Raw genomic sequence first — 26,957 nt, forward strand, 5'->3', positions numbered from 1 at the left:
AGAGTGCATCCCGATGCGAGGGTCAGGGCGCCCAGGAGCGCCAGTGCCGTGGCGCTGCGCCTGTTTCTGCGGTCCATTAGGGAGCCTCCCTGTCCAGTTCGACCCTGCCATACCGGCCGGCTATCACGGCCGCCTGGTTCGAGAGGCTGACAGACGGCTTACCGTCCTTCTCGTCCCAGAAGTTCCCGTGGCCCGGGGAATCGCTGTGCATCTTGTTGGCACCGAAACGCTCGTCCGTGGGAATGACCCCCCAGTCACCGAGACCGCTGAGCCTGCCGCCAAGCGTGACCCCGTTGTCGTCGCCCCCGCCTTCCATGGCCCACACGTGCTTCGGCTGGAAGCCCAGGTCTCCGGCGCGGTCCGCCTGCATACCGGGGCTGCCGACCGCGACCACGTCGTCGACGGGCATGGGGTCGGCCCAGCTGTCGGCGTAGTCACTGCGGTACTTCGCCGTGTCGCCGATCAGCGTGGATCCGTAGCTGTGGCCGATGAGCGTCGTGTGCGCGGTGTCGCCGGTGGCCGCCTGATGGGCCGCCTGGTTGCCGTCGAGGAACTGCCGCAGGGTCGGCGCCCCCTGCTCGGCCCACTTGTCGTGGGGGGCCTCGCCGAGGATGGTGTTCGGGGCGTCGTAGTCGAACCAGGTGATGGTCGACACCGACTGCCCGGGCGCCAGTGCCGAGGCCTCGCGCCACAGGGCGTCGCTCTTCGCGGCCTCGTCCTCGATGGTCCCCAGCGTCGTCTTCGTGCCCGGTACGAAGATGGACGTGTGGTCCGCCGTGTCCGGGTTCCCGTTGGCCAGGATCACGCGTCCGTCGTTGTTCGCCTCGGCGTCGAATCCGAGCAGGTACGCCTCGGGCAGTCCCCGCTCGCCGGTGGCGTTGAAGCGGTTCTGGATCGTCTCCATGCCCTCCAGGCGGTCCTTCAGATGGGCATGCCGCTCCCCGTGCTTGTCGTTCCAGGCGCTCCACTCGTCTGTCTCTTCGCGCATCCAGGCGCGCCCGCGCTGGACGTAGTGGTACTTGGGCTGCGGTTCCCCGGGGATGGCGTTCAGCTCCGTCTTGTAGGCGCCGTGCGTCTCCGCGAGGACCGTACGGTTGGCGCTGTCGCGGACGTCCGCCGGGAGCCCGTTCAGTGCTCCGACGCTCGCCGGCTGAAGGGTGATGTAGGCCTCCCTCTCCTCCTCCGACAGCCCCTTCCACCACTCGGCGTTCAGCTGCGGGTCGCTGCCCTTGGGCGGCGGGGGCTTGATGTGGGCGAGGTAGTCCTTGGCGCCGCTGCTGACCGCGGCGGAGTCGCCCTGGACGTCGGCCCAGTCGGACTCGGAGACCTTTAGGTCGTCGTCCGCCTTGAGCTTGCGCAGGCGCGGGGCCCACTGGGTGTCGGCCTCGGTGGCCTCGGCGACGGCCTGCGCGATCCGGTTGGCTATCTCCACCGCCTTGCCGAAGTTCGGGTTGGGGTGAATGTTCGCCGCCTGGCGTTCCAGGGCGGCGGAGAGGTCGTTGGCGTCCTTGGTGGGGTCGATGACGTTCCCCGACGGCTTGCCCTTGGCGCTGCCGCTGACCGTGCCGCCCTCGGGCAGCTTGCCGTCCTTCTCCGTCCCGCCCGGCGGGAAACTCACCGAACCGTCAGCGCCGACCGAGAACTTCTGGGCTTCGGCGTCACTCACGGCCGCGTCCAGCTTCCGCTTCGCCTCGGTGAAGGAGGCGGCGAGCGCGTTGAGGGAGGTCGCGGCGAGCCCGCACTCGACCTGCGTGTAGTGGAAGTTCTGCGCCAGGCCCTGCAGCTGCCCCAGGGCGGCCTCGACGGCCTTGCCGCTGAGCCCGGCCCGCAGCCGGGCGGTGATCTGGCCCTCGGTGCTGCCGTAGGCGTGGTCGGCCATGGCGCTGACCGACTGGTAGCCGTCGGCCGCCTCGGTGAACTCGGAGGGCTTGAGGGCTTTCAGAGTTGCGTAGTCCATGCCCGCTCTCACCGGCCCCCGTCGTTGCCGCCGGTGGCGGGCGTGTCCTTGTACGTGTCGTCCATGCGGGCGAAGTCACCGCGCAGGGTTTCGTCGTTGGAGACCTGGCCCTTGCCCGCCGAGATCATCGGCCCCTGCAAAGTGGTGCACTTGCCGACCAGGGAGTCGAGGTACGTCTTCCACGACGTGTACAGCTCGCCCTGGGCGGTGGCGCTTTCCACGCCGGTGACGGCGGCGCCCTTCTGGCCGCTCTCGAACTCGGTGAGCGCCTTCCTGATGGCCGTCACCAGCTCGCCGACGTCCTGGCTGCCCTTCTTCCAGACAGCCATGTCGGACTTGAGGTCCTCACCACCACCGCCGCCGCCGCCGTCGGGCGCGGCACTCGCCAGCCGCATCTCGGCGCCGGCCGTGGTTCCTTGTTTGAGCCCCGCCCACTCCGCGTCGAACGACGTCATGCTCACCCGAGCCCCCGTAACACTCTGCGATTGCAATGATCGGGTGATCCTAATACCTCGACAGCCCCCCGCCTCCCGGGCGGTGTTGACCCCGCTGGGCAGGCACGGCCGGGTCACGGCGCGTAGCGTTCCGTAACGCCGCGCCCGGATTCCCTACGGCAACGGTCAGGCCGCACGCCCCCGCTTGAGCGCGGCGAGCCTGGACTCGACCTCCAAGGACTTCCCGAGGTCGTCCAGGGCCTCGAACTGGGCGTCCAGCGAGGAGGCGGCCAGTTCCTGCTTGCCGAGGGCCATCGCCTCCTCCCGCCGCACCTTCTCCTCGAAGCGCGCCAGGTCGCTCGTCGGGTCCATGACGTCGATGTTCTTCACCGCGTCCAGCATCGTGTTCTGCGCCTGGGCGGTCTTCGCCCGGGCCACCAGCTCGTCGCGCTTGGACTGCAGCTCCGTCAGTTTGTTCCGCATCGAGTCCAGTCCCGACTTGAGCTTGCCGACGACCTCCGTCTGGGCGGCGATCGTCGGCTCCGCCGTCCTCGCCTCCTTCTCCGACTGCAGCTGCCGGCCCAGCGCCACCTTCGCGAGGTTGTCGAACTTGTCGGCGTCCGCGGTCGCCCCCGACGCCCGCAGCTCGTCCCCCTTCCTGCTCGCCGCGAGGGCCTTGACGCCCCACTCGGAGGCCGTCTCCACGTCCTCCTTGTGGTCCGCCTCCAGCATCCGGAGGTTGCCGATCGTCGTCGCGACGGCCTGCTCCGCCTCCGCGATGTTGTTCGTGTAGTCGCGGATCAGCTGGTCCAGCATCTTCTGCGGGTCCTCCGCCTGGTCCAGCAGCGCGTTGATGTTGGCCTTGGCGAGCTGGGTGACGCGGCCGAGGATGGTCTGCTTGCTCATGGTCGGTCTCTCCTGGTCAGGGCCGATGGATGTGCAGTTCAGAAGCGGCCGCCGCCCCCCATGCGGCCGCGGGTCCCGCCGCCGCCGAAGGAGCCGGGGCCGCTGCCACCACCTCCGCCCCCGAAACCGCCGCCGAAGCCGCCCCCGCCGAAGCCCCCGCCGCCCCCGCCGCCCCGGCCGCCCCGCAGGATCTCGCCGAGGATGATCCCGCCGAGTACGGCCCCGCCCTGGCCGCCGCCGGCCTGCCGGCCCGCGTACGGGTCCCGGTACTCCCGTACGTCCTGCTCCGCCAGCTGCTGCGCCTGCCGCGCCAGCGCATCCGCCTGCTGCGCCTCCGCCAGCGCGCCCGCCGGGTCCGCCGCCGTCAGGGCCGCCGCCCGCTCCAGGTGCCGGCCGGCCTCCGCCAGCCGGGTGCGGGCCTGGCTGCCGATCGCGCCCCGCGTGGTGGTGATGTAGTCCGTCGCCGCGCCGATCGCGCTGCGCGCCGAGAGCATGGCCGGGTCGAGCAGGGTCGCCGCCCGCTGTCGGCCCGACTCCCGCTCCCGCGCCCCGGCCAGGGCCTCGTCGAGAGCCGCGTCGGCCTCCTCGACGCGGCGCAGGGCGTCGATCGGGTCGTACCGGCCGGCCGCCGTCTCCTGCTGCACGTCGGCCAGTACGGCCTCCGCCCGGCCGATCCGCCCGCGCAGGTCCGCCGTGGAGGTGCCCTCCGCGGTGCCGGTCAGCAGCCCGCGCGCGTCGGCGAGGTCGGTCTCCGTCTCGTTCAGCGCGCCCGGCAGCTTCCCGGCCGCCTCCGCCAGCTCCTGCGCCCGCCGCTCGACCGCGTCCACCAGGGTCGCCGCCTGGTCCACCGCGCCCTCGGCGGCCCGTACGTACACGGCCGCCTTCCCGTTGTCGCCGCCGTCGAGGGCCGCCCGGGCCTCGCCCAGGTTGGTGGTCACGAACAGCAGCCGGTCCTTGGCCTGTGCGGGATTGGAGGCCACGGGCGCGGACGCGGAGTCCGCGTACCGCCGGGCCAGCGCGGTCAGGGTCGCCTCGGCCGTCGTCGTCCGCCCGGTCAGGGCCCGGAAGTGCTCCTCCACGGTGGCGAGGGCCTGCGGGGCGTTCTTCTCCAGGTCCCGCAGCCGGTCGAAGTCCGCCGACTCGGCGTCGAGCCGCCGGTTCGCCTCGGTGCAGCGGGCCACGATCTCGTCCAGCATCCGGCGCCGGGTCGCGTCGTCCTCCGGGTAGGCGTCGTCGAGCTGCTGGCGCAGCCGGAAGGCGTGCGTCAGCTCGGACTTGGCGTACTCCACGGCCGCGGTGAACGGGACGACCGCCTCGTCCCCGAACTGCGCGGAGGCGAAGCCGAGTTCCTCGGTGCTGGTGCGGACGGAGTCGTCGGTCTGCACCAGCAGCGCCTTGGCCCGGGCGTCCAGTCCCGGCAGCGGGAGCCGGTCCGGCGCTCCTTCGGGCCAGCCCGGGCCGGTCGTCGTACCGCGGCCGGCGGCGCCGATCCCCGCGTCCTTGCGCTTGCGGCGGCGGTACGCGTACGCCCCGAGCGCTCCGGCCGCGCCGACCGCGACCACCGGGAGTACGAAGTCCCCGGCACCGTTCTCGCCGCTCGCCTTGCCGCCGGGATCGGCCGGGCCGGGGGTGATGGTGGGCGCGGGGACGGGCCGCCCGCCGAGCACGGCGTTGTAGCCGTTGGCCGCGCCGATGGCGGCGCCCGCCCAGTCGTTCTGCTTCAAGGCGGGCTCGATGGCTGTCCGGGAGACGGCCGCGAGCTGCTCCTCGGTGAAACCGGAGTCGACGGCGGCGGAGTACGCGTACTGGCGGGCCCCGGTCGCCACCGCCAGCAGCACGTCGTCCTGGCCCAGGCCGTTCTTCTCCGCGGTGGCGTCGGCCCAGCTCTGCGCGGAGCGTTCGGAGAAGTCGCGTACGTACGCCACGAAGAGCTGGATCTTCCGGTCGGCGTACAGCTTGTCGAGCGCGGCGGTGACCGACCCCTTCCGGTCGCCCAACGCCCCGACGCGGTCGGTGATCTGCCCTTGCTGCGAAAGGGTGACGGGATCGTCGGCCCGCGCCGGTGGCGCCCCGGCCGCGCCCCAGCCGCCGAGCGCCAGCAGCGCGGCGGCGAGGGCGAGCCCGGCCCGTACGAACAGACCGCTGCGCGGCCTGCTTCTCGTCTGGCTTCTCGGCGGAATCACATATCGGAGATTATGGGCGGTTTCACCCCTCCGCACCCGGAGTCGCACCCGGCGTCGCAGCCGGAGCTGCAGCCGGAGCCGAAGGCGGTGACCCGGGATCGGAACGGCGCCGGATCTTGTTCCCCAGCCACACCAGCGGGTCGTACTTGCGGTCCACCGCCCGCTCCTTCAGAGGGATCAGCGCGTTGTCGGTGATCTTGATGCCCTCGGGGCAGACCTCCGTGCAGCACTTGGTGATGTTGCAGTAGCCGAGCCCGTGCTCCTCCTGCGCCGTGCGCTTGCGGTCCAGGCCCGCCTCCGCCGCCGCGTCCAGGGGGTGCATGTCCAGCTCCGCCACCCGCATCAGGAAGCGCGGACCGGCGAAGGCGCTCTTGTTCTCCTCGTGGTCACGCACCACATGGCAGGTGTCCTGGCACAGGAAGCACTCGATGCACTTGCGGAACTCCTGTGAGCGCTCCACGTCGATCTGCTGCATCCGGTACGCGCCCGGGGCCACCCCCTCCGGCGGTACGAAGGCCGGGACCTCGCGCGCCTTCTGGTAGTTGAAGGACACGTCCGTGACCAGGTCGCGGATGACCGGGAAGGCCCGCAGCGGGGTGACCGTGATCGTCTCGGACCGCTCGAAGGTGGACATGCGCGTCATGCACATCAGCCGCGGCCGGCCGTTGACCTCCGCGCTGCACGAGCCGCACTTGCCCGCCTTGCAGTTCCAGCGCACCGCGAGGTCCGAGGCCTGGGTGGCCTGGAGCCGGTGGACGATGTCCAGGACCACCTCCCCGTCGTGCACCTCGACGGTGAAGTCCGCGAGCGATCCGCCCTCCGCGTCGCCCCGCCAGATACGGAAGCTCGCGTCGTACGTACTCATTCGTACAGCTCCTCTTCGGCGAGGTACTTGACCAGCTCTTCCTTCTCGAACAGCGCGAGCAGGTCGGAGCGGATGGGATCGGTGCGGACCCGCGTGAGCTCGATCCGGTGGGCCGCCGGGTCGGCCGGGGCGGGGTCCACGGGCCGGCACAGCAGGTTCACCGGGCGCCAGCTCCGCTCCATCGCCGGGCAGTCCTCGCGGGTGTGCCCGCCCCGGCTCTCGGTGCGCTCCAGGGCCGCGCGGGCCACGCACTCGCTGACCAGCAGCATGTTCCGCAGGTCCAGGGCCAGGTGCCAGCCCGGGTTGAACTGCCGGTGCCCCTCGACACCGGCCCGGGAGGCCCGCAGGCGCAGCGTCGCGAGCTTGTCCAGCGCCTCGGCCATCTCGCCCTCGCGGCGGATGATGCCGACGAGGTCGTTCATGGTCGTCTGGAGTTCCTGGTGGAGCGTGTACGGGTTCTCCGCGCCCTCGTCGGCGTGGAAGGGGGCCAGCGCCTCCGCGGCCGCCGCGTCGATCTCCGCCTGCGAGACGACCGGGCGCCCGGCGGCCCCGGAGGCGGTGTCCCGCGCGGCGTACTCGGCCGCGTGCAGACCGGCCCGCCGCCCGAAGACCAGCAGGTCGGACAGGGAGTTCCCGCCGAGCCGGTTCGAGCCGTGCATGCCGCCCGCGACCTCGCCGGCCGCGAAGAGCCCCGGGACGCCGACGGTGGCCGCCGTGTCGGACTCGACGGCGATGCCCCCCATCACGTAGTGGCAGGTCGGGCCCACCTCCATCGGCTCCGCCGTGATGTCCACGTCCGCCAGCTCCTTGAACTGGTGGTACATCGACGGGAGCCGCCGCTTGATCTTCTCGGCCGGCATCCGGGTGGACACGTCGAGGAAGACACCGCCGTGCGGGGAGCCGCGGCCCGCCTTGACCTCCGAGTTGATGGCCCGCGCCACCTCGTCGCGCGGCAGCAGCTCGGGCGGACGCCGGTTGTGGTCCGGGTCCTCGTACCAGCGGTCGCCCTCCTCCTCCGACTCGGCGTACTTCTCCTTGAACACGTCCGGGACGTAGTCGAACATGAACCGCTTGCCCTCGGAGTTGCGCAGCACCCCGCCGTCGCCGCGCACCGATTCGGTGACGAGGATGCCCTTCACGGACGGCGGCCAGACCATGCCCGTCGGGTGGAACTGCACGAACTCCATGTTCAGCAGGGGCGCGCCCGCGAGCAGGGCCAGCGCGTGGCCGTCGCCCGTGTACTCCCAGGAGTTCGAGGTGGTCTTGAAGGACTTGCCGATCCCGCCCGTGGCCAGGACCACCGCCGGGGCCTCCAGGACGAAGAAGCGGCCGGACTCGCGCTCGTAGCAGAAGGCCCCCGAGACCCTCTGCCCCTCCTTGAGACTGCGATCTTTCAAAACCCGCGTGACCGTGCACTCCTGGAAGACCTTGAGCCGGGCCTCGTAGTCCCCGAACTCCTTGAAGTCCTCCTGCTGGAGCTGGACGATCTTCTGCTGGAGGGTGCGGATCAGCTCCAGGCCGGTCCGGTCGCCGACGTGCGCGAGGCGCGGGTACTCGTGCCCGCCGAAGTTGCGCTGGGAGATCTTCCCGTCGGGCGTCCGGTCGAAGAGCGCGCCCCAGGTCTCCAGCTCCCAGACCCGGTCCGGGGCCTCCTTCGCGTGGAGTTCCGCCATCCGCCACTGGTTGAGGAACTTGCCCCCGCGCATGGTGTCGCGGAAGTGCACCTGCCAGTTGTCGCCCTCGTTGACGTTGCCCATGGAGGCGGCGATCCCTCCCTCCGCCATCACCGTGTGGGCCTTGCCGAAGAGGGACTTGCAGATCACGGCCGTACGGGCGCCCCGCTCGCGGGCCTCGATCGCGGCCCGCAGACCGGCGCCGCCCGCGCCGACCACGACCACGTCCCACTGCTGCCGGTCGACTTGAGCCATTTAGAAGATCCTCGGGTCGTCGAAGGTGCCGCTGGCCACCAGGTACACGTAGAAGTCGCACAGGGCCACGCTGATCAGGGAGGCCCACGCCAGCAGCATGTGGCGGGTGTTGAGCGCGCTGACCCAGCCCCACAGCCGGTAGCGCACCGGGTGCTTCGAGAAGTGCTTGAGCCGGCCGCCCATGATGTGGCGGCAGGAGTGGCACGACAGCGTGTAGGCCCAGATCAGCGCGATGTTGACCAGGAACAGCAGGGTCCCCAGGCCCATGTGGCCCCACGCGTAGTGCTCGTCGCGGAAGGTCAGCACCGTGTCGTAGGTGAGGATGCCCGCGACCGGCAGCGCCGCGTAGAAGAAGTACCGGTGCATGTTCTGGAAGATCAGCGGGAAGCGGGTCTCGCCGGTGTACTTCGTGTGCGGCTCGGCGACGGCGCAGGCGGGCGGCGAGGCCCAGAAGCCCCGGTAGTACGCCTTGCGGTAGTAGTAGCAGGTCAGCCGGAAGCCGAGCGGGAAGACCAGGATCAGCAGGGCGGGGGAGAGGCCCCACCAGCTGCCGAAGAGATCCCAGTTGGGGCCGTCCCGCATCTCCTGGCAGTTCTCCGCGAGACACGGGGAGTAGAAGGGGGAGACGTAGGGGGCCGCGTAGTAATCGGCGTTCGCGAAGGCCCGCCAGGTCGAGTAGACGATGAAGGCGAGCAGCCCGGCCGCGGTGCCGGCGGGGGCCAGCCACCACCGGTCGGTCCGCAGGTGCCGGGCCGCGATCGCGGCCCGGGCGGCGTCGTGGACGCCGCCGCCGGGCCGCTGCTGGGGTCGTTCCGTGCCTGTGGCCAAAGGGGACTCCGGGAGGAGTGATGAGGGGTGGCCCAGGAGGCCCGGCCGCGGACGGCCGGGCCAGATGGGGTGTGGGTCGTAAGACCGGGGGAGGTGTCCGCCGTCAGGGCGCGCGGCGGTCGCGGGCGCCGAGGCCCTCGTCGTCCGAGTCCGTCCACAGCGAGCTGTCGTACGGGGTGTCCGGGACCGTCACCATCCGGGACGGGTCCGGAGCGGCCGCCGGCGTCGAGCTCCCCGGCTTCTGCCGTTTGGCCTGCTGTTCCAGCTGCTCGACCTTGCGGGTCAGCTCGTCCAGGTTGCGCCGTACGGCACTCAGATCGTCTTGCAGGGACATGATTTGCCCTCACTTCCGCCAAACTGCGGTGGCAACGCTCATGTGCGCCTGCGAGTGTCGCGCTTCCCGTCCCCCGTTGTGAAGGGACGTGCAGCGATTGCGGGCGCGCAGGCGTGAACTGTGCGCCCCTCCCTGCCCCCCATTCTCGTCCCTCTCCCGGGGGAACGCCCCTTCGGCGCGCAAGTGGGATTGGTCCGCACGGGTGGGGTTCGCGGCGTGGCGAGAGGCGGCTGCGAAGGGTGCGGCGGACCGTCGATTTCAGTGGGTTCCGGCAGCCGGTGTGATCAGCTCCAAATACCGCCGAACGTGATCATGCTTCCCCCACGCCCCGCCCCGGAGGTACCACCCATGTCCCAGAGAAGGCGCAGGTCCTTGGCGCTCCTGACCTCGGGAGTCCTCGCACTGCCGCTGCTCACGGGCTGCGGCGCGGGTGACGACGAGGGCGGCCCGGCCGCGGCGGGACAGGACATCGCCACGACCGCCCGCGACAAGGTCGCGGACGGGGGCGTGCTGCGCTGGGCGGTGGACACCCTCCCGGACACCCTGAACACCTTCCAGGCCGACGCGGACGCCACCACGAACAGGATCGCCGGGGCCGTGCTGCCCCAGCTGTTCGTGCTGGACGACAAGGGGCGGCCGGCGGCCAATCCCGACTACCTGGAGAAGGCCGAGGTCGTCGAGCGGGAGCCCAAGCAGGTCGTCCTGTACAAGCTGAACCAGCAGGCCGTGTGGAGCGACGGGCGCGAGGTCGGCGCCGCCGACTTCGTGGCGCAGTGGCGGGCTCTGAACGGCAAGGACTCGGCGTACTGGACGGCGCGCAACGCCGGCTACGACCGGATCGAGAAGATCGAGAAGGGCAAGACCGACCTGGAGGTCAAGGTCACCTTCGCCAAGCCGTACGCCGACTGGCGCTCCCTGTTCACCCCGCTCTACCCCAAGCAGGTCATGGGCACCCCGGAGGCCTTCAACGAGGGCGCCCGCGGCACGCTGAAGGTCACCGCCGGACCCTTCGCGCTCGGGGCGATCGACAAGAAGACCGGCACCGCCGCCCTGACCCGCAATCCGCGCTGGTGGGGCCGGCCCGCCAAGCTGGACACGATGGTCCTGACGGCGGTGCCCCGGGCCGAGCGCCCGGCCGCGCTGGCCGCCGGGAAGATCGACCTGGCGGAGATCGACCGGGCGGGCGCCGACCGCATCGCCCTGGCCCGCCGGGACGCCTCCGGCCGGGGCGGCGCGGGCTCGGGCGGGGCCCCCGCCCACGGCCCGGCGGCCGCGATGACCCCGGCGCAGGCCACGCTGTCGTGGGCGATCGCGTTCGGGGCGGACGAGGGCAAGGCCGCGGCCGAGCAGCAGAGCCGCCAGAAGCACCTCGCGGCGGTGAAACGGTACGCCGACGAGCAGGCGGCCCTGCGGAACTTCACGGTGCGCAAGTCCCTGGAGCCGGCCTACACGCAGCTCGCCATGAACGGAGCCTCCGGCCCGCTCTCCGACGAGCGGGTGCGCCGGGCGGTGGCCCGGGCCCTGGACCGCAAGACATTGGCCGAGATCGTACTGAAGCCCCTCGGCCTGCCCGCGAAGCCGGTCGGCAGCCACCTGGCCCTGGCCGGGCAGCGGGCGTACGCCGACAACAGCGACGCCCTCGGCGGCCAGGACACCCAGGCGGCCCAGGCCCTGCTCGCGGACGCGGGCTGGCGCCGGGGCGGCAAGCTCACCGAGCCGGCGGGCGCCAAGGCGGGCCCGGAGAGCGCGGAGGGCGCGCAGCAGGACGACGGGAAGACCCCGTCGGGCCCGGGCACCGGGAACGACGGCCTCTACATCGTGGGCCAGGACGACGAGGCCAACGGCGACCTGCGGTCCGCGACCGCGCTGCTGCCCAAGGCCCGCCCGGCGGGCAAGCCCGCAGCCCCCGGTGCCCCCGCCGCCCCCGGTGCCCCCGGTGAGCGCGGGGGCACGCACGGCAGCCGCCCCGAGGGCCCCGAGGGGCACAGCGGCGACGGTGTCCTCGCCGGGGCGCCGGTGAACGGCCCCGACGGCGAGATCGTCGACGCCGACGCCTTCGCCCGGGGCGGTCCGCAGGGCGGGCCCTCCCCGGTACTGGCCCCCGCCCCCTTCGCGGCCCGGCAGGAGGCCGCCCTCCTCGCCCAGGCCGGCCGGTTCGCCGCCGTCGACGACGGCAAGCGCAGCCCGGCCCGCGACGGTGAGGCGGCCGAGCCGGCGCAGGGCTCCCCGGCCCCGGCCCCGGCCAAGCCGGCCGTCCGTACCTCGGGCTCCATGCTCGCCAAGGACGGCAAGGCGCTCACCCTGCGCTTCGTCCTCCCGGCCGGCCCCGGCTCGGAGTCCCTGCGCACGGTCGGCGACCGGATCGCCCAGATGCTCCGCAAGGTCGGCGTGAACACCGAGATCACCAAGGTGGCCGACGACAGCTTCTTCAAGGACCACATCGCCTCGGGCCAGTACGACCTGGCCCTCTACTCCTGGCCCGCGACGGCCTACCCCGCCACCGACGCCCGGCCCATCTTCGCCAAGCCGGAACCGGCCGCGGACGGCTCGCTCCTCGTCGAACAGAACTACACCCGGGTCGGCACCGACCACATCGACCAGCTCTTCGACCAGGCCCTGGGCGAGCTGGACGAGGAGCAGTCCCGCGAGCTGATGCGCAAGGCGGACGCCCGGATCTGGGCCGCCGCCGGCTCCATCCCCCTCTACCAGCGCCCGGAGCTGGTGGCCGCCAAGCCGAGCCTGGCCAACGCCGGCGCCTTCGGCCTCGGCGCCCCCCGCTACCAGGACATCGGCTGGAAGAAGCCTCCGACCGCCAAGGACAAGAAGTAGTCCCACCGGCGGGACGGGGACGGGGTATCAAGCTCAGATTTGACATCCTCCCCCTCCGCAGGGAGGGGGATTCCTGGCTCACGCAGCCTGGCTGACCGGCGGTCCGCCAGGTCTTCCGCGATCAGCACCAGCCGGGTTGAGACCAGCCCGGACGAGCATGACGCGTGCGGAGTTCTTGTCTCTAGGCGAGACGGCTCCGCACGCGGTGCAGGTGTAGGTACGTTCTGACAGCGGGAGTGCGTGCTTGGCTCTCGCTCCGCAGTTTCCGCAGTCCATGGTGGTGTGCGCCGGGTGCACGAGCCGCAGGGAGCGGCCGTGCTTGCGCGCCATGTTGATCAGCTCGTGCTTGGTGGCCGAGATGGCCGCGTCGGCCGCCTTGCGGGCCATGGTCGACTTGGCAAGGAACCTGGGTCGGAAGTCCTCCACAGCGAGCCTGCCGAAGTCCGTCACGACCCTCTTGGCCCACTTGCGGGCCGTGTCCTGGCGTTGCCGGGCGATCTTCTTGTGTACCTTCGCGGCCTGCCGCTTCGCCTTCCGGTAGCCCTTCGAAGCGGCCTGGCCACGCCTCGGCTTCCGGCGGGCCATCATCCGCTGATACCCGGCCAGCTTCCCCGCAGCCTTCATCCCATACGCGGCGTGTGGCAGGTCGGGGGCGTCACTGGTGGTGGTCGCGGTCTCCCTCACACCCCAGTCAATACCGATCACACTGTCGGTCGAGGGCAGTGGGTGTGCTTGCGCCGGGACGACGAAGGAGGCATACCAGTGGCCGAGGCTGTCCCGGTAGATGCGGACGCTCGAAGGGTCGGCAGGCAGGTCGCGCGACCACACCACCGTCAGCGATATGCCGCCCGCCAGGTGCAGACGGCCGTCCTTCAGCCGGAAGCCACGGCGGGTGTAGTTGAGCGACGGCTCCGCAAGGTCCTTTTTCTTGCAGCGGGGCATCCCCGCCCGCCGACTGACCGGAAGCCGGGCCTTGATGTCCTTCGAGGCTTTGGCACGGGACGTGGCGAACGCCCGAACGACCTGCTGCTGCGGCACGCTCCCGCCGCCGCGCAGCCACTCGTGCCCGCGGCGCCAGCCCGTCAGCATCTTGTCCAACCTGGCCGGGCCGCACTTCTCCCTGGCCTTGTATGCCGCCCGCGATTCAGCGACGCACTGGTTCCAGACCCAGCGGCACCGGTCCCACTCGGACAACAGCAAGGCCAGGGCGGTGGACGACACGCGCAGCCGGAAGGAGTACCGGGCGTGCCCGATCTCACCCACCTCCGCTGATGCCCTCATGACGCCAACCTAGAGTCGGCATCCACTGCTCTCAGAGGAACCCGGAGGACCCACTCGAACGAGTGATCGCCCACGGGAAAGCTCAGATGTGACTCAAGTCCCTTGCCCGCCGAATCCCTGGCGGGCAAGGTCGTGCATACCCGTTGACCCGCGTGATTACTGGCAGGAACGGCGGCCGGGGCACCCCACGCACCACCCGGCCGCACTCATTCATCCGGCCTCTTGACAGACCCCCCGGCAGGCGGTTCCCGCTGCGCGACGTACCATGGGGTAAGGCCGTGGCAGGATTTCGCCCGGTCGAGGCGCGCGTGCCGGACCGTACGCGACGCCATCCACGATCCCGGGAGAAGCGCCGAAGTGCCCACGCGCCACGACATCCGTAACGTCGCCATCGTCGCCCACGTCGACCATGGCAAGACGACCATCGTCGATGCCATGCTCAAGCAGGCCGGTGCCTTCGCCGCCCACCAGCACCTCGACGACCGCATGATGGACTCGAACGACCTGGAGCGTGAGAAGGGCATCACGATCCTCGCCAAGAACACGGCGGTGAAGTATCACCCCAAGGACGGCGGGGCCCCGATCACGATCAACATCATCGACACCCCCGGCCACGCCGACTTCGGTGGTGAGGTCGAGCGCGGTCTGTCGATGGTGGACGCCGTCGTTCTGCTGGTGGACGCCTCCGAGGGTCCGCTGCCCCAGACCCGCTTCGTCCTGCGCAAGGCCCTGCAGGCGAAGATGCCGGTCATCCTCTGCATCAACAAGACCGACCGCCCGGACTCCCGGATCGACGAGGTCGTCAACGAGACGTACGACCTCTTCCTGGACCTGGACGCGGACGAGGACCAGATCGAGTTCCCGATCGTCTACGCCTGCGGCCGTGACGGCGTGGCGTCGCTGACCAAGCCGGAGGACGGCACCGTCCCGGCCGACAGCACCAGCCTGGAGCCGTTCTTCTCCACCATCCTGGAGCACGTCCCCGCCCCGGTGTACGACGAGGAGGCCCCCCTCCAGGCCCACGTCACCAACCTGGACGCCGACAACTTCCTCGGCCGCATCGCACTGGTCCGCGTCGAGCAGGGCGAGCTGCGCAAGGGCCAGACGGTCGCGTGGATCAAGCGCGACGGCACGATGTCGAACGTCCGCATCACCGAGCTCCTGATGACCGAGGCGCTCACCCGCAAGCCGGCCGAGGTGGCGGGCCCGGGTGACATCTGCGCGGTCGCCGGTTTCCCCGACATCATGATCGGCGAGACCCTGGCCGACCCGGAGAACCCGATCGCGCTGCCGCTGATCTCGGTGGACGAGCCGGCGATCTCCATGACCATCGGTACGAACACCTCCCCGATGGTCGGCCGTGGTGGCAGCGGCAAGGGCGCGGACGCCAAGTCCGCGGTCAAGGACCGCAAGGTCACCGCCCGCCAGGTCAAGGACCGTCTGGACCGCGAGCTGGTCGGTAACGTCTCGCTGCGCGTCCTCGACACCGAGCGTCCCGACGCCTGGGAGGTCCAGGGCCGTGGTGAGCTCGCGCTCGCCATCCTGGTCGAGCAGATGCGCCGCGAGGGCTTCGAGCTGACCATCGGCAAGCCGCAGGTGGTCACGCAGGAGATCGACGGCAAGACCCACGAGCCGGTCGAGCGCATGACGATCGACGTCCCCGAGGAGCACATGGGCGCGGTCACGCAGCTCATGGGCGTCCGCAAGGGCCGCATGGACAACATGTCGAACCACGGCTCCGGCTGGGTCCGCATGGAGTTCGTCGTCCCGTCCCGCGGTCTCATCGGCTTCCGTACGGAGTTCCTGACGAACACCCGCGGTACCGGTATCGCCCACTCCATCCACGAGGGCCACGAGCCGTGGTTCGGCCCGCTGGTCACCCGTAACAACGGTTCGCTGGTCGCGGACCGTTCGGGCTCGGTCACGCCGTTCGCGATGATCAACCTGCAGGAGCGCGGTGTCCTGTTCACCGAGCCCGGCACCGAGGTGTACGAGGGCATGATCGTCGGCGAGAACTCGCGCTCCGACGACATGGACGTGAACATCACCAAGGAGAAGAAGCTCACCAACATGCGTGCGGCTTCCGCGGACAACACCGAGAACGTGGTGCCGCCCCGCAGGCTCTCCCTGGAGCAGTCCCTGGAGTTCTGCCGCGACGACGAGTGCGTCGAGGTGACCCCGGAGGCCGTCCGCATCCGCAAGGTCGTCCTGGACCAGAAGGAGCGCTCGCGCACCGCGTCGCGCGCCAAGTCCGCCAAGTAGTTTCAGGTGTAGGCGCGTTCCAGGTGTAAGCGCGTTCCACACGTAGAGACGCAGGACCCACCACGGCCACCCCCGGGCTTTGCTCGGGAGGTGGCCGTAGTGGTTCAATCGCCCCGAAAACACAGCAGCCCCGTCCGTCACGAAGTCCGTGAGGGGAGGGGCTGTTCGCGTTTGTCAAGCGGATTTTTGGGTTCTAGTGTCCGGATACCGACCGTGACACTCCGGAAGATGAGCTAACCGTCCGTTTCGCACGTGTCTGTCTCCTATCCGTTTGTCCGGATTTCGGGTTTCTGCCGTGGATCGATGTTGTGAAAACGAGACCACTTAAGTGTGGTTTACGGCCTGACCGTCCCCGAGGATGGCTCCATTGAGCTCGGGTCAATGGGTCACGCGCTGTGGGGAGCGCGCCGACTCACGAGCACACTATGGGCATCAATTCACTCGTCGTCAGGGGTGTCGACGAGGTTTTTTTGCCCCTCAAGTCGATCAGTGGACTCATGAGGAGGAAACCCATGCGCGGTGCCAAGAGCGCCAAGTGGGTCGTGGGCGCGGTTGTCGTCGCCCTGGCCGCTACCGCCTGTGGCGGCGGTGACGGTGACAGCAAGGACAAGGGCAGTGCCGCTTCTGGTGGCACGTTCCGGTTGGGCAGCACCGAGCCGGACACCATCGACCCGGGGCGTGCCCACGAGTCCACCGGTATCCTGCTGGCCAATGCCCTGTTCACCGGCCTGTACGGAAACACGCCGGACGGCCTGGCCGAGCCGGCGCTCGCCGAGTCGGCGACGTCTGACGAGGGTTGCACCTCGTGGACCTTCAAGGTCAAGCCGGACACCAAGTTCTCCAACGGCGAGGTCGTCAACGCCGAGGCGTTCGCCCGTGGTTGGGCTCGTGCCGCGCACAAGGCCGCTGCCTCCGACGTGGCGTACCACTTCGCCGGCATCAAGGGCTACGAGCAGCTGCAGGACGGCTCCGCCAAGACCTTCAGCGGTGTCACCACCCCGGACGCGAACACCATCAAGGTGGACCTGTCCAAGGCGGACTGCGAGTTCGTCCTGAAGACGGCGCACAACGCCTACAGCCCGGTTCCCTCGACCGCCAAGGTCGGCGAAGAGGACAAGGCGTTCGGCGAGGCCCCCATCGGTAACGGTCCGTTCAAGATGGACGGCACCTGGGAGCACAACAAGGCGATCAACCTCGTCCGCAACGACGGTTACGGTCTGCAGAAGGCGTCGCTGGAGAAGGTCCAGGTCACGCTCCTCAACGACAAGACCGCGCACCAGCTCGAGTACGACGGCTTCCAGGCCGGCACCTTCGACTACGCGCACATCCCGGTGCCGATGCTCAAGGTCGCCGAGGCCAAGTACAAGGCGCAGAACAAGTGGTTCGCCAAGGACTCGAACGGCATGAACTTCATTCTGCCGATCGGTGACAACGGTCCGACCGCCTCCAAGGACGCCCGTCTGGCCATCTCCTACGCGATCGACCGCCAGGCCGTCGCCAAGGGTGTCTTCCAGGGCTTCCAGACCCCGTCGACCACCATCGTGCCGCCGGCGTTCCCGAAGGCGTACCAGAAGGACCTCTGCGTCTCCTGCATCAAGCAGGACCCCGCCAAGGCCAAGGAGCACGCCGAGAAGGCGGGCCTGAAGCCCGGTAGCGAGCTCAAGTTCAGCTTCAACACCGGTGCGGGCCACGAAGAGTGGGTCCAGGCCTTCGCGAAGCAGATCGAGGACGTCCTCGGCGTCAAGGTCAAGCTGGACGGCAAGGACTTCCCGGGCATGCTCAAGGAGCAGCAGGGTTCGCAGGCCACCGGCGTCTACCGCTTCGCGTGGGGTGCCGACTACCCGACCCCGGAGAACTTCCTCTTCCCGCTCCTGCACTCGTCTTCCATGGCGAAGGACGCTGAGGGCAACGTGACCGGTGACAACCGCGTCCGTTACAACAACCCGGAGTTCGACAAGCTGATCGACACGGCCCGCGCCACCAAGGACGAGGCCGCTCGCATCAAGATGTACCAGCAGGCCGAGAAGATGGCCATGGACGACATGGCGCTCATCCCGACCTTCAACCGGTCCCAGTTCCGCCTGATGGCGACGGACAAGTTCAACGGTCTGGACGACATCAACTTCAACGAGGACCCGATCCTCGAGAAGATCTCGCTCAAGAAGTAATCGGTTCGGACGGTATATCCGTCAGGAGCGAACGTGCCGCGGCCCCCGGGTGACCGGTGGGCCGCGGCCCCGCTCGGCAGGCCGTTTTCACTTCGGCACCCCTCACATCCGCGGGCAATCCCCGCACGCCGAGAGCCGGCCCGTTCCTTGGGCTGGAGGCCGCTGCTCCCAGAAGTGGCCAGGTAGAGAGGCAAAACATGGGAAGGTACGTCGCCCGTCGCCTCGGGCAGATGGTCATAGTCCTCATAGGCGCGACCATGGTTCTGTTCGCGTGTCTGTTCGTGCTCCCCGGCGATCCCGTGGGTTCGATCGCGGGCAGTGACAAGGCGCGTGACCCCGCAGTGGTCGCGGAACTCAAGGCGCGCTACGGGCTCGACAAGTCGTTGCCCGAGCAGTACGTGAACTACGTCTCGAAGGTCGCGACCGGCGACCTCGGCGAGGACTTCGTGCAGCGCCGCGAGGTCTCCGAGATCCTCGCCCCCAAGCTTCAGAACACGGCGAAGCTGGCCTTGCTGGCCATCCTCCTCGTCACGGTGTTCGGTATGGGCGTGGGCATCATCGCCGCGCTCTACAGATACAGCATTCTCGACATGGCCACGACATTTTTTACAACCATGGCCGTGGGCTTCCCGACCTTCGTGATCGGCATGCTGCTCATGAAGTACTTCGCGGTGGAACTCCAGTGGTTCCCGCAGCTCGGCGGCGACAAGCTCGAAGGCATGGTCCTTCCCGCGATCACCCTCGCCGTCACCGACATCGCCTTCGTCGCCCGCCTCACCCGCGGCACGATGCTCGAGGTGCTGCGCGCGGACTACGTGAAGACGGCCGTGGCCAAGGGACTTCCGCGCCGCCGCGTGCTGTTCAAGCACGTGCTGCGCAACTCGTCCATTCCCGTGGTCACCTACCTGGGCATCTCGTTCGGCGGACTCCTCGGTGGTGCGCTCATCACTGAGGCGATCTTCAACTGGGACGGTGTCGGTCTGGCACTGGTTCAGGCGATTCAGCAGCAGAACAACCCGATCGTGATCGGCGTCGTGACCTACAGCGTCGCCGTCTTCGTCGTCCTCAGCCTCATCGTGGACCTGCTGTACGCGGCCCTCGACCCGCGTATCCGCCTCAGCTGACCGCCCCCAAGGAGGATTTCCTCATGTCTGAGCTCGCAACGAGCCCGGCGATCGGGGACGAGAACCCCGTGTCGTCCGCTTCGGCCACCGCCGAACCCGCACCCAAGCAACTGAGCCAGTGGGGCGAGATCCGCCACCGCTACGTCCAGAACAAGCTGGCCGTCGTGGGTCTCTTCATCATCGTCCTGCTGTTCCTGACGGCCGCGTTCGGCGACATGCTCGCCCCGTTCGACCCGACCGCGCAGGACCTGGAGAACACCCTCGCCTCGCCCAACGGCACGCACTGGATGGGTACCGACGCCCTGGGCCGCGACATGTTCTCGCGCCTGATAGCCGGCACCCGCGTCGCCATGTTCGTCGGCCTCGCCTCGATCTTCTTCGCGGTGCTGATCGGTGTCGCCCTCGGCGCCATCGCCGGTTACTTCGCCGGCTTCGCCGACACCCTGGTCATGCGCGTCGCGGACGTCTTCCTCGCGTTCCCGCTGATGATCGGCGCCGTCGTCATCATCCTGGTCACCGGCCGCGGTATCACCCCGGTGATCATCTCGCTGGCGATCTTCTCCTGGGCGACCGTGTCCAGGCTCCTGCGCAGCTCCATCCTGTCGGTGCGCGAGATGGACTACGTCCACGCGGCCAAGGCGCTCGGCGCCAGCGGCTGGCGGGTCGTCCGTACCCACATCCTGCCCAACTCGCTGACCGCCGTGCTGGTCTACGCGACCTTCAACGTCGGCACGACGATCATCGGCGTGGCGGCCCTCTCCTTCCTCGGCGCCGGCGTCCCCGTCGACGTCCCGGAGTGGGGCAACATGCTGGCGGCCGGGCAGGCGTTCATCGGCGTCAATGACTATCTGTGGGTCTTCCCCAGCCTGTTCGTCGTCGTCACCGTGCTCGGCTTCGCCTTCGTCGGCGACGGCCTGCGTGACGCGCTCGACCCGAAGCTCCGGTAGGGCCGCCCGATGCTCCGAGACAACATCAGCAAGCAGGACGAAGGTGGCGGCGTGACGACGTCGGAGATTCTCAGCGTTGCGGAGACGGGCGGCGGGACCGCCGTGCCGCTGCTGGAGGTGGACAACCTCCAGGTCGAGTTCAAGACCCGTGACGGGGTCGCCAAGGCCGTCAACGGCGTGAGCTACAGCGTCAGCTCCGGCGAGACCCTCGCCGTGCTCGGCGAGTCCGGCTCCGGCAAGTCCGTCACCGCTCAGGCGATCATGGGCATTCTCGACAGCCCGCCCGGACGGATCGCCGGGGGCGAGGTGCGCTTCCACGGCAAGGACATCCTCAAGATGTCCGACGAGGAGCGCCGCAAGCTCCGCGGCAACAAGATGGCGATGATCTTCCAGGACGCGCTGTCCTCCCTGAACCCGGTCTACTCGGTGGGCGACCAGCTCGGCGAGATGTTCCGGGTCCACCGCGGCATGTCCAAGAAGGACTCGAAGGTCAAGGCCATCGAGCTCATGGACCGCGTGAAGATCCCCGCCGCCAAGGCGCGCGTGGGTGACTACCCGCACCAGTTCTCCGGCGGCATGCGCCAGCGCATCATGATCGCCATGGCGCTGGCCCTGGAGCCGGACCTGATCATCGCCGACGAGCCCACTACGGCTCTCGACGTGACGGTCCAGGCCCAGGTCATGGATCTGCTCGCGGAGCTCCAGCGCGAGATGAACATGGGCCTGATCCTGATCACCCACGACCTCGGCGTCGTCGCCGACGTCGCGGACAAGATCGCGGTCATGTACGCGGGCCGGATCGTCGAGACCGCCCCGGTCCACGAGATCTACAAGCGCCCGTCGCACCCGTACACCCGCGGCCTGCTCGACTCGATCCCGCGCCTGGACCAGAAGGGCCAGGAGCTCTACGCGATCAAGGGCCTGCCGCCCAACCTGCTCCGCATCCCCGCGGGTTGCGCCTTCAGCCCGCGCTGCCCCAAGGCGCAGGACATCTGCCGTACGGAGATCCCGGTGCTGCACCCGGTCACCGAGCAGGACGGCACCGAACTGCCCGGCCGCGGCAGCGCGTGCCACTTCTGGAAGGATCAGATCCATGGCTGAGCTCACCAAGAACGCCACCGAGCGCGAGCCGATCCTCCAGGTCCGCAACCTGGTCAAGCACTTCCCGCTGACCCAGGGCATCCTGTTCAAGAAGCAGGTCGGCGCCGTCAAGGCGGTCGACGGGATCTCCTTCGACCTCTACAAGGGCGAGACCCTCGGCATCGTCGGCGAGTCCGGCTGTGGCAAGTCCACGGTCGCCAAGCTCCTGATGAACCTGGAGCGGGCCACCGCGGGTGAGGTCTTCTTCAAGGGCGAGGACATCAGCCGGCTGTCCGGCAAGGCCCTCAAGGCCGTCCGCCGCAACATCCAGATGGTGTTCCAGGACCCGTACACCTCGCTGAACCCGCGCATGACGGTCGGCGACATCATCGCCGAGCCCTTCGAGATCCACCCCGAGGTGGCTCCCAAGGGCGACCGCCGCCGCAAGGTCCAGGAGCTCCTGGACGTCGTGGGCCTGAACCCGGAGTACATCAACCGGTACCCGCACCAGTTCTCCGGCGGTCAGCGCCAGCGCATCGGCATCGCCCGCGGCCTCGCGCTCCAGCCCGAGATCATCATCTGCGACGAGCCGGTCTCCGCGCTCGACGTGTCGGTGCAGGCGCAGGTCATCAACCTGATGGAGAAGCTCCAGGACGAGTTCAACCTCTCCTACCTCTTCATCGCGCACGACCTGTCGATCGTCCGGCACATCTCGGACCGCGTGGGCGTCATGTACCTGGGCAAGATGGCCGAGATCGGCACCGACGCCCAGATCTACGAGCACCCGACGCACCCGTACACCCAGGCGCTGCTCTCCGCCGTCCCGGTCCCGGACCCGGAGGCCCGCGAGGGCCGCGAGCGGATCATCCTCACCGGTGACGTCCCGTCCCCGGCCAACCCGCCGTCGGGCTGCCGCTTCCGCACCCGCTGCTGGAAGGCCCAGGACAAGTGCTCCACCGAGGAGCCGCTGCTGGCGATCCCGGAGCGCTTCAAGGGCCAGGACACCCTGGCCGCGCACGACTCGGCGTGCCACTTCGCGGAGGAGAAGGCCATCCTGGCCGTCTGACCTGCGACCCGCACGACCCAACGGCCGGTCCCCGGCGCCCTCACGGCGCCGGGGACCGGCCGTTTTTCGTCGCGCGCCGGGGAAACCTTGTTGCGCCCCCGGGAACCCGGGCCGGAGAGTGACGGGATGACCTTCACCGTACGGCCCGCCGGGCCCGGGGACGCGGCCGACATCTGCGCCCTGCTCAACGCCGTCGACCTGATCGAGATCGGCCGCCCGGAGACCGACCTGGGGACCGTCGAGGCCGACCTCCACCACCCCGACGTCGACCTGGCCACCGACTCCTGGCTCGCCTTCGAGGGAAGCCGGCTCGTGGCCTACGCCCTCGTCTGGGCGGACTCCGGGCCCGGCCGCGTCGACGGGGACCACTACGTGCTGCCCGACCACTCCGAGGCCGCGCTCCTGCTGCTGGAGCGGATGGAGGCCCGGGCCCGGGAGATGGCCGGCGGTCCCGGCGTCCTGAGGCTCCAGCTCAACGTGAAGCCCACCCTCGACCTCTCCCTCCTCACCGGGCGCGGCTACCGCACCATCCGCCACTACCAGGTCATGACCCGCTCCCTGACGCGGGCCGCCGACCAGCCGCCGGCCGCCCCGGCCGGGCTCGCCCTGCGCCACTGCGCCGACGACGAGGCCGACCGCCGCCGCGCCCACGCCCTGATCGAGGAGACCTTCGCGGCGCACTTCGGCCACGCGGACCGCCCGTACGAGGCCTGGCTGGACCACATCGACGGCCGGGGTCTCGACTGGTCGCTGGTGTGGATCGCGAGCCTGCCCGGCGAGGGCGACGTGGCCGTGCTGCTCACGCGGGACGACCGCACGAGCATGGGCTGGTTCAACCACATCGGCGTACGCAAGGAACTGCGCGGCCGCGGCATCGGCGGTTTCCTGCTGCGCCACGGCTTCGCCGCCTACGCGGCGCGCGGCCGCGACACCGTGGGCCTCGGCGTGGACACCCACAACGAGACGGGCGCCCTCGCGCTGTACGAGGCGCACGGCATGCGCCTGCACTACGCGGTCGACACCTGGGAGGTCCCTTTGCACCCCCAGGGGTGACAGGGGAGGGACGCGGGAGTGCAATCGGTCCAACCGGGAGTGCGCGGGCCCCCACATAGGGTGACATTGACCCCAAGTGAGTCTTGGGATCAAGGAGGCACTCCATGCGCGGAGCCACCCACGCCAAGTGGGCCGCATGTGCAGTGGCCGTCGCCCTCGCGGCGACGGCCTGCGGCGGAAGCGACAGCGGCGGCGGTGGCGGCGACGCTGGAATCGTCAGCTCCTCGTGGGGTGACCCGCAGAACCCGCTCGAGCCGGCCAACACCAACGAGGTGCAGGGCGGCAAGGTCCTCGACATGCTCTTCCGGGGACTGAAGCGCTACGACCCGAAGACCGGCGAGGCCAAGAACATGCTCGCCGAGAAGTTCGAGACGACCGACAGCCAGAACTTCACGATCACGCTGAAGGACGGCTGGAAGTTCAGCAACGACGAGCCGGTCACCGCACAGTCCTTCGTGGACGCCTGGAACTACGGGGCGGACGTCCGCAACAAGCAGAACAACTCGCCGTTCTTCGCCGACATCGTCGGCTACGCGGACGTCCACCCGGAATCCGGCGAGCCCAAGTCCAAGACCATGTCCGGACTGGTCGTCAAGGACCCCAAGACCTTCACGGTGGCCCTCAAGGACAAGTTCTCCACCTGGCCCGAGACCCTCGGCTACCAGGCGTTCTCCCCGCTGCCCAAGGCCTTCTTCACCGACCACACCGGCTGGCTGAACAAGCCCGTCGGCAACGGCCCGTACATGGTGGACTCGTACACCAAGGGCACCGGCATGAAGCTGCGCAAGTGGGACGCGTACCCAGGCGAGGACAAGGCGCAGAACGGCGGCGTGGACCTCAAGGTCTACACCGACAACAACACCGCCTACACCGACCTGATCTCCGGCAACCTCGACCTCGTCGACGACGTCCCGGCGCAGCAGCTGAAGAACGTCAAGAACGACCTCGGCGACCGGTACATCAATCAGCCCGCCCTCATCATCCAGACCCTCACCTTCCCGCTGTACGACCCCCAGTGGGGCAAGCCGGGCCTGGAGAAGGTCCGCCAGGGCATCTCGCGGGCCATCAACCGCGACGAGATCACCAAGCAGATCTTCCGCGAGACCCGCACCCCGGCCAAGGACTGGACCTCGCCGGCCCTCGGCGAGAAGGGCGGCTTCTCCGCCACGGCCTGCGGCGACGCCTGCGTCTACGACCCGGCCGAGGCGAAGAAGCTCATCCAGGAGGGCGGCGGGCTCCCCGGCGGCAAGGTCACGCTGACCTCGAACGTCGACACCGGCTCGCACCGCGACTGGATGGACGCCGTCTGCAACAGCATCAACAACGCGCTGGGCGAGGGCCCGGTCTGCACGGTCAACCCAGTCGGCACCTTCGCCGACTTCAGGAACCAGCAGAGCAGCTACAAGCTGACCGGCCCGTTCCGCTCCGGCTGGCAGGCCGACTACCCGCTGATCCAGAACTTCCTACAGCCGCTCTACTACACCGCCGCCTCCTCCAACTACGGGAAGTTCAGCAACAAGGACTTCGACGCGCGCATCGACGAGGCGAACCGGGAGAGCGACGCGGCCAAGGCGACCGCCACGTTCCAGGAGGCCGAGAAGATCCTCGCCGAGCAGATGCCGTCCATCCCGCTCTGGTACCAGAACGGCAGCGCCGGCTACTCGGAGCGGGTCTCGGACGTGACCCTCAACCAGTTCAGCGTCCCCGTATACGACCAGATCAAGGTCAGCTGACCTCTCGTTCGGATCGATCCTGGAGCAGTCCATGGGACGTTATGTGATCCGGCGGCTGCTCCAGATGATCCCGGTGTTCATCGGCAGCACGTTCCTGATCTTCTTCATGGTGTACGCGCTCGGCGACCCGGTGGCGGCCCTCTTCGGGGACAAGGCCCCCGACCCCGCCACCGCCGCGCGCATCCGCAAGGACCTCTACCTCGACCGGCCGCTGTGGGAGCAGTACCTCCACTACATGGGGCAGATCTTCCAGGGCGACTTCGGCACGGCCTTCAACGGACAGAAGGTCACCGAGCTGATGGCCTCGGCCTTCCCCGTCACCCTGCGCCTGACCATCGTCGCGATCGTCATCGAGATCGTCGTCGGCATCACCCTCGGCGTGGTCAGCGGACTGCGCCGGGGCAAGGCGATCGACACCACCCTGCTGGTGCTCACGCTCGTGGTCATCTCCGTGCCCACCTTCGTGACGGGCTACCTGCTCCAGTTCGTCTTCGGCGTCAAATGGGGCTGGGTGCGGCCCACCGTCTCCCCGGACGCCCCCTTCAACGAGCTGATCCTGCCCGGCATCGTGCTCGCGCTGGTCTCCCTGGCGTACGTCACCCGGCTGTCGCGGACCTCCATCGCCGAGAACGTCAAGGCCGACTACGTCCGCACCGCCGTCGCCAAGGGCCTGCCGCGCCGCCGGGTCATCACCCGCCACCTGCTGCGCAACTCCCTGATCCCCGTGGTCACCTTCATCGGCACCGACATCGGCGCCCTCATGGGCGGCGCCATCGTCACCGAGCGGATCTTCAACATCCACGGCGTCGGCTACCAGCTCTACCAGGGCATCCTGCGCAACAACTCGCCCACCGTGGTCGGCTTCGTGACCATCCTCGTCATCGTCTTCCTGCTGGCGAACCTGCTCGTCGACCTGCTCTACGCGGTCCTGGACCCGAGGATCCGTTATGCCTGAGCCCGAACGTCCCGAGCGTTCCGAAGACCACGGCTACGACCCCGTCGGTCCCCGCCCGCGCGAGGCGATGTCCCCCACCGGACAGGGCGGAGCCATGGATCTCGCACTGGAAGAGGCCGAGAGCCTGGAGAAGGTCCCCGGGCCCCCGGGACCCGCCGGCCCCCGCGAGAAGGCCCGCTCGCTGTGGTCCGACGCCTGGCACCAGCTGCGCCGCAACCCCGTCTTCATCCTCTCCGCGCTGCTGATCCTCTTCCTCGTGATCATCGCGATCTGGCCCCAGCTCATCGCCGGCGGCGACCCGCTCAAGTGCGACCTGTCCAAGTCGCAGCAGGGCTCCGCCTCCGGACACCCCTTCGGCTACGACACGCAGGGCTGCGACGTCTACACCCGCACCGTCCACGGCGCCCGCGCCTCCATCACCGTCGGCGTCTGCGCCACCCTCGGCGCGGCCCTGCTCGGCTCCGCGCTCGGCGGGCTCGCCGGCTTCTTCGGCGGCTGGAGCGACGCCCTGCTCTCCCGGGTCGCCGACATCTTCTTCGGCATCCCGGTGGTCCTCGGCGGCCTGGTCTTCCTGTCCGTCGTCACCAGCACCACCGTCTGGCCGGTGGTCGGCTTCATCATCCTGCTCGGCTGGCCGCAGATCGCGCGCATCGCCCGCGGCTCGGTGATCACCGCCAAACAGAACGACTACGTCCAGGCCGCCCGCGCCCTGGGCGCCGGCAACGGCCGGATGCTGCTGCGGCACGTGGCGCCCAACGCCATCGCCCCCGTCATCGTCGTCGCCACCATCGCGCTCGGTACGTACATCGCCCTGGAGGCCACCCTGTCCTTCCTCGGCGTCGGCCTGCGCCCGCCCACCGTCTCCTGGGGCATCGACATCTCCAACGCGGCCTCGCAGATCCGCAACGCCCCGCACATGCTGCTCTACCCGGCGGGCGCGCTGAGCCTGACCGTGCTCGCCTTCATCATGCTCGGCGACGCGGTGCGCGACGCCCTCGACCCCAAGCTGCGCTGAGGAGCCCCG

General features: G+C 69.5%; 19 protein-coding genes and 1 pseudogene. 11 read left to right on the forward strand and 9 right to left on the reverse strand.

What is annotated here, in order from left to right; all coding sequences use genetic code 11:
- Positions 1 to 76: 76 nt before the first annotated feature.
- The 8 genes and pseudogenes from ACZ45T_RS02465 to ACZ45T_RS02500 all read right to left on the reverse strand — a co-directional run bounded on the left by ACZ45T_RS02465 (position 77) and on the right by ACZ45T_RS02500 (position 9,435).
- Positions 77 to 1,957, reverse strand: coding sequence for an alpha/beta hydrolase (locus ACZ45T_RS02465; protein WP_468436615.1), 1,881 nt, complete (start codon positions 1,955 to 1,957; stop codon positions 77 to 79).
- An 8-nt stretch (positions 1,958 to 1,965) separates the two neighbouring features.
- Entirely contained in the window at positions 1,966 to 2,418 is a 453-nt protein-coding gene (locus tag ACZ45T_RS02470) for a hypothetical protein (protein ID WP_468436617.1), read from the reverse strand.
- Between the two features lie 159 nt (positions 2,419 to 2,577).
- Entirely contained in the window at positions 2,578 to 3,297 is a 720-nt protein-coding gene (locus ACZ45T_RS02475; protein WP_468436619.1) for a PspA/IM30 family protein, read from the reverse strand.
- Between the two features lie 38 nt (positions 3,298 to 3,335).
- Entirely contained in the window at positions 3,336 to 5,399 is a 2,064-nt protein-coding gene (locus ACZ45T_RS02480; protein WP_468437010.1) for a TPM domain-containing protein, read from the reverse strand.
- A 181-nt stretch (positions 5,400 to 5,580) separates the two neighbouring features.
- Positions 5,581 to 6,345 (reverse strand): annotated as a pseudogene (locus ACZ45T_RS02485) (succinate dehydrogenase/fumarate reductase iron-sulfur subunit); the annotation flags it as partial.
- Positions 6,342 to 8,273 carry a fumarate reductase/succinate dehydrogenase flavoprotein subunit gene (locus tag ACZ45T_RS02490; protein ID WP_468436621.1) on the reverse strand — a complete coding sequence of 644 codons (1,932 nt, stop codon included), beginning with the start codon at positions 8,271 to 8,273 and terminating at the stop codon, positions 6,342 to 6,344. The gene ACZ45T_RS02490 and the pseudogene ACZ45T_RS02485, both read right to left, overlap by 4 nt.
- Complete coding sequence (locus tag ACZ45T_RS02495) at positions 8,274 to 9,101, reverse strand: hypothetical protein (RefSeq protein WP_468436623.1); 828 nt, start codon at positions 9,099 to 9,101, stop codon at positions 8,274 to 8,276.
- Positions 9,102 to 9,204: 103 nt separating this feature from the next.
- Positions 9,205 to 9,435, reverse strand: coding sequence for a hypothetical protein (locus ACZ45T_RS02500; RefSeq protein ID WP_468436625.1), 231 nt, complete (start codon positions 9,433 to 9,435; stop codon positions 9,205 to 9,207).
- Between the two features lie 348 nt (positions 9,436 to 9,783).
- Between ACZ45T_RS02500 and ACZ45T_RS02505 the strand changes: the two genes are divergently transcribed.
- Positions 9,784 to 12,264, forward strand: coding sequence for an ABC transporter family substrate-binding protein (locus tag ACZ45T_RS02505; protein WP_468436627.1), 2,481 nt, complete (start codon positions 9,784 to 9,786; stop codon positions 12,262 to 12,264).
- Between the two features lie 78 nt (positions 12,265 to 12,342).
- On the opposite strand, the gene ACZ45T_RS02510 is transcribed toward ACZ45T_RS02505, so the two are convergent.
- Positions 12,343 to 13,545 (reverse strand): RNA-guided endonuclease InsQ/TnpB family protein, encoded by a 1,203-nt coding sequence (locus ACZ45T_RS02510; protein WP_468436629.1) that lies wholly within the window; start codon positions 13,543 to 13,545, stop codon positions 12,343 to 12,345.
- Between the two features lie 357 nt (positions 13,546 to 13,902).
- On the opposite strand from ACZ45T_RS02510, the gene typA reads away from it, so the two are divergent.
- The 10 genes from typA (at position 13,903) to ACZ45T_RS02560 (ending at position 26,948) form a co-directional block, all read left to right on the forward strand.
- On the forward strand, positions 13,903 to 15,807 hold the full coding sequence (gene typA, locus ACZ45T_RS02515; RefSeq protein ID WP_468436631.1) for a translational GTPase TypA: 1,905 nt from the start codon (positions 13,903 to 13,905) through the stop codon (positions 15,805 to 15,807).
- Positions 15,808 to 16,319: 512 nt separating this feature from the next.
- On the forward strand, positions 16,320 to 17,975 hold the full coding sequence (locus ACZ45T_RS02520) for a peptide ABC transporter substrate-binding protein (RefSeq protein ID WP_468436633.1): 1,656 nt from the start codon (positions 16,320 to 16,322) through the stop codon (positions 17,973 to 17,975).
- A 197-nt stretch (positions 17,976 to 18,172) separates the two neighbouring features.
- The gene (locus ACZ45T_RS02525) at positions 18,173 to 19,099 is read left to right on the forward strand and encodes an ABC transporter permease (RefSeq protein ID WP_468436635.1); all 927 of its coding nucleotides are present in this window, start codon (positions 18,173 to 18,175) and stop codon (positions 19,097 to 19,099) included.
- Positions 19,100 to 19,122: 23 nt separating this feature from the next.
- The gene (locus ACZ45T_RS02530; RefSeq protein ID WP_468436637.1) at positions 19,123 to 20,046 is read left to right on the forward strand and encodes an ABC transporter permease; all 924 of its coding nucleotides are present in this window, start codon (positions 19,123 to 19,125) and stop codon (positions 20,044 to 20,046) included.
- 9 nt (positions 20,047 to 20,055) lie between these two features.
- Complete coding sequence (locus tag ACZ45T_RS02535) at positions 20,056 to 21,147, forward strand: ABC transporter ATP-binding protein (RefSeq protein WP_468436639.1); 1,092 nt, start codon at positions 20,056 to 20,058, stop codon at positions 21,145 to 21,147.
- Complete coding sequence (locus ACZ45T_RS02540) at positions 21,140 to 22,192, forward strand: ABC transporter ATP-binding protein (protein WP_468436641.1); 1,053 nt, start codon at positions 21,140 to 21,142, stop codon at positions 22,190 to 22,192. The genes ACZ45T_RS02535 and ACZ45T_RS02540 overlap by 8 nt, the downstream gene beginning before the upstream one ends.
- Positions 22,193 to 22,318: 126 nt before the next feature.
- The gene (locus tag ACZ45T_RS02545; protein WP_468436643.1) at positions 22,319 to 23,245 is read left to right on the forward strand and encodes a GNAT family N-acetyltransferase; all 927 of its coding nucleotides are present in this window, start codon (positions 22,319 to 22,321) and stop codon (positions 23,243 to 23,245) included.
- Positions 23,246 to 23,349: 104 nt separating this feature from the next.
- On the forward strand, positions 23,350 to 24,978 hold the full coding sequence (locus tag ACZ45T_RS02550; protein ID WP_468436645.1) for a peptide ABC transporter substrate-binding protein: 1,629 nt from the start codon (positions 23,350 to 23,352) through the stop codon (positions 24,976 to 24,978).
- 31 nt (positions 24,979 to 25,009) lie between these two features.
- The gene (locus ACZ45T_RS02555; protein WP_468436647.1) at positions 25,010 to 25,933 is read left to right on the forward strand and encodes an ABC transporter permease; all 924 of its coding nucleotides are present in this window, start codon (positions 25,010 to 25,012) and stop codon (positions 25,931 to 25,933) included.
- Positions 25,926 to 26,948, forward strand: coding sequence for an ABC transporter permease (locus tag ACZ45T_RS02560; protein ID WP_468436649.1), 1,023 nt, complete (start codon positions 25,926 to 25,928; stop codon positions 26,946 to 26,948). The genes ACZ45T_RS02555 and ACZ45T_RS02560 overlap by 8 nt, the downstream gene beginning before the upstream one ends.
- Positions 26,949 to 26,957 lie beyond the last annotated feature (9 nt).

The sequence above is a fragment of the Streptomyces sp. NPDC030995 genome (assembly GCF_055571215.1).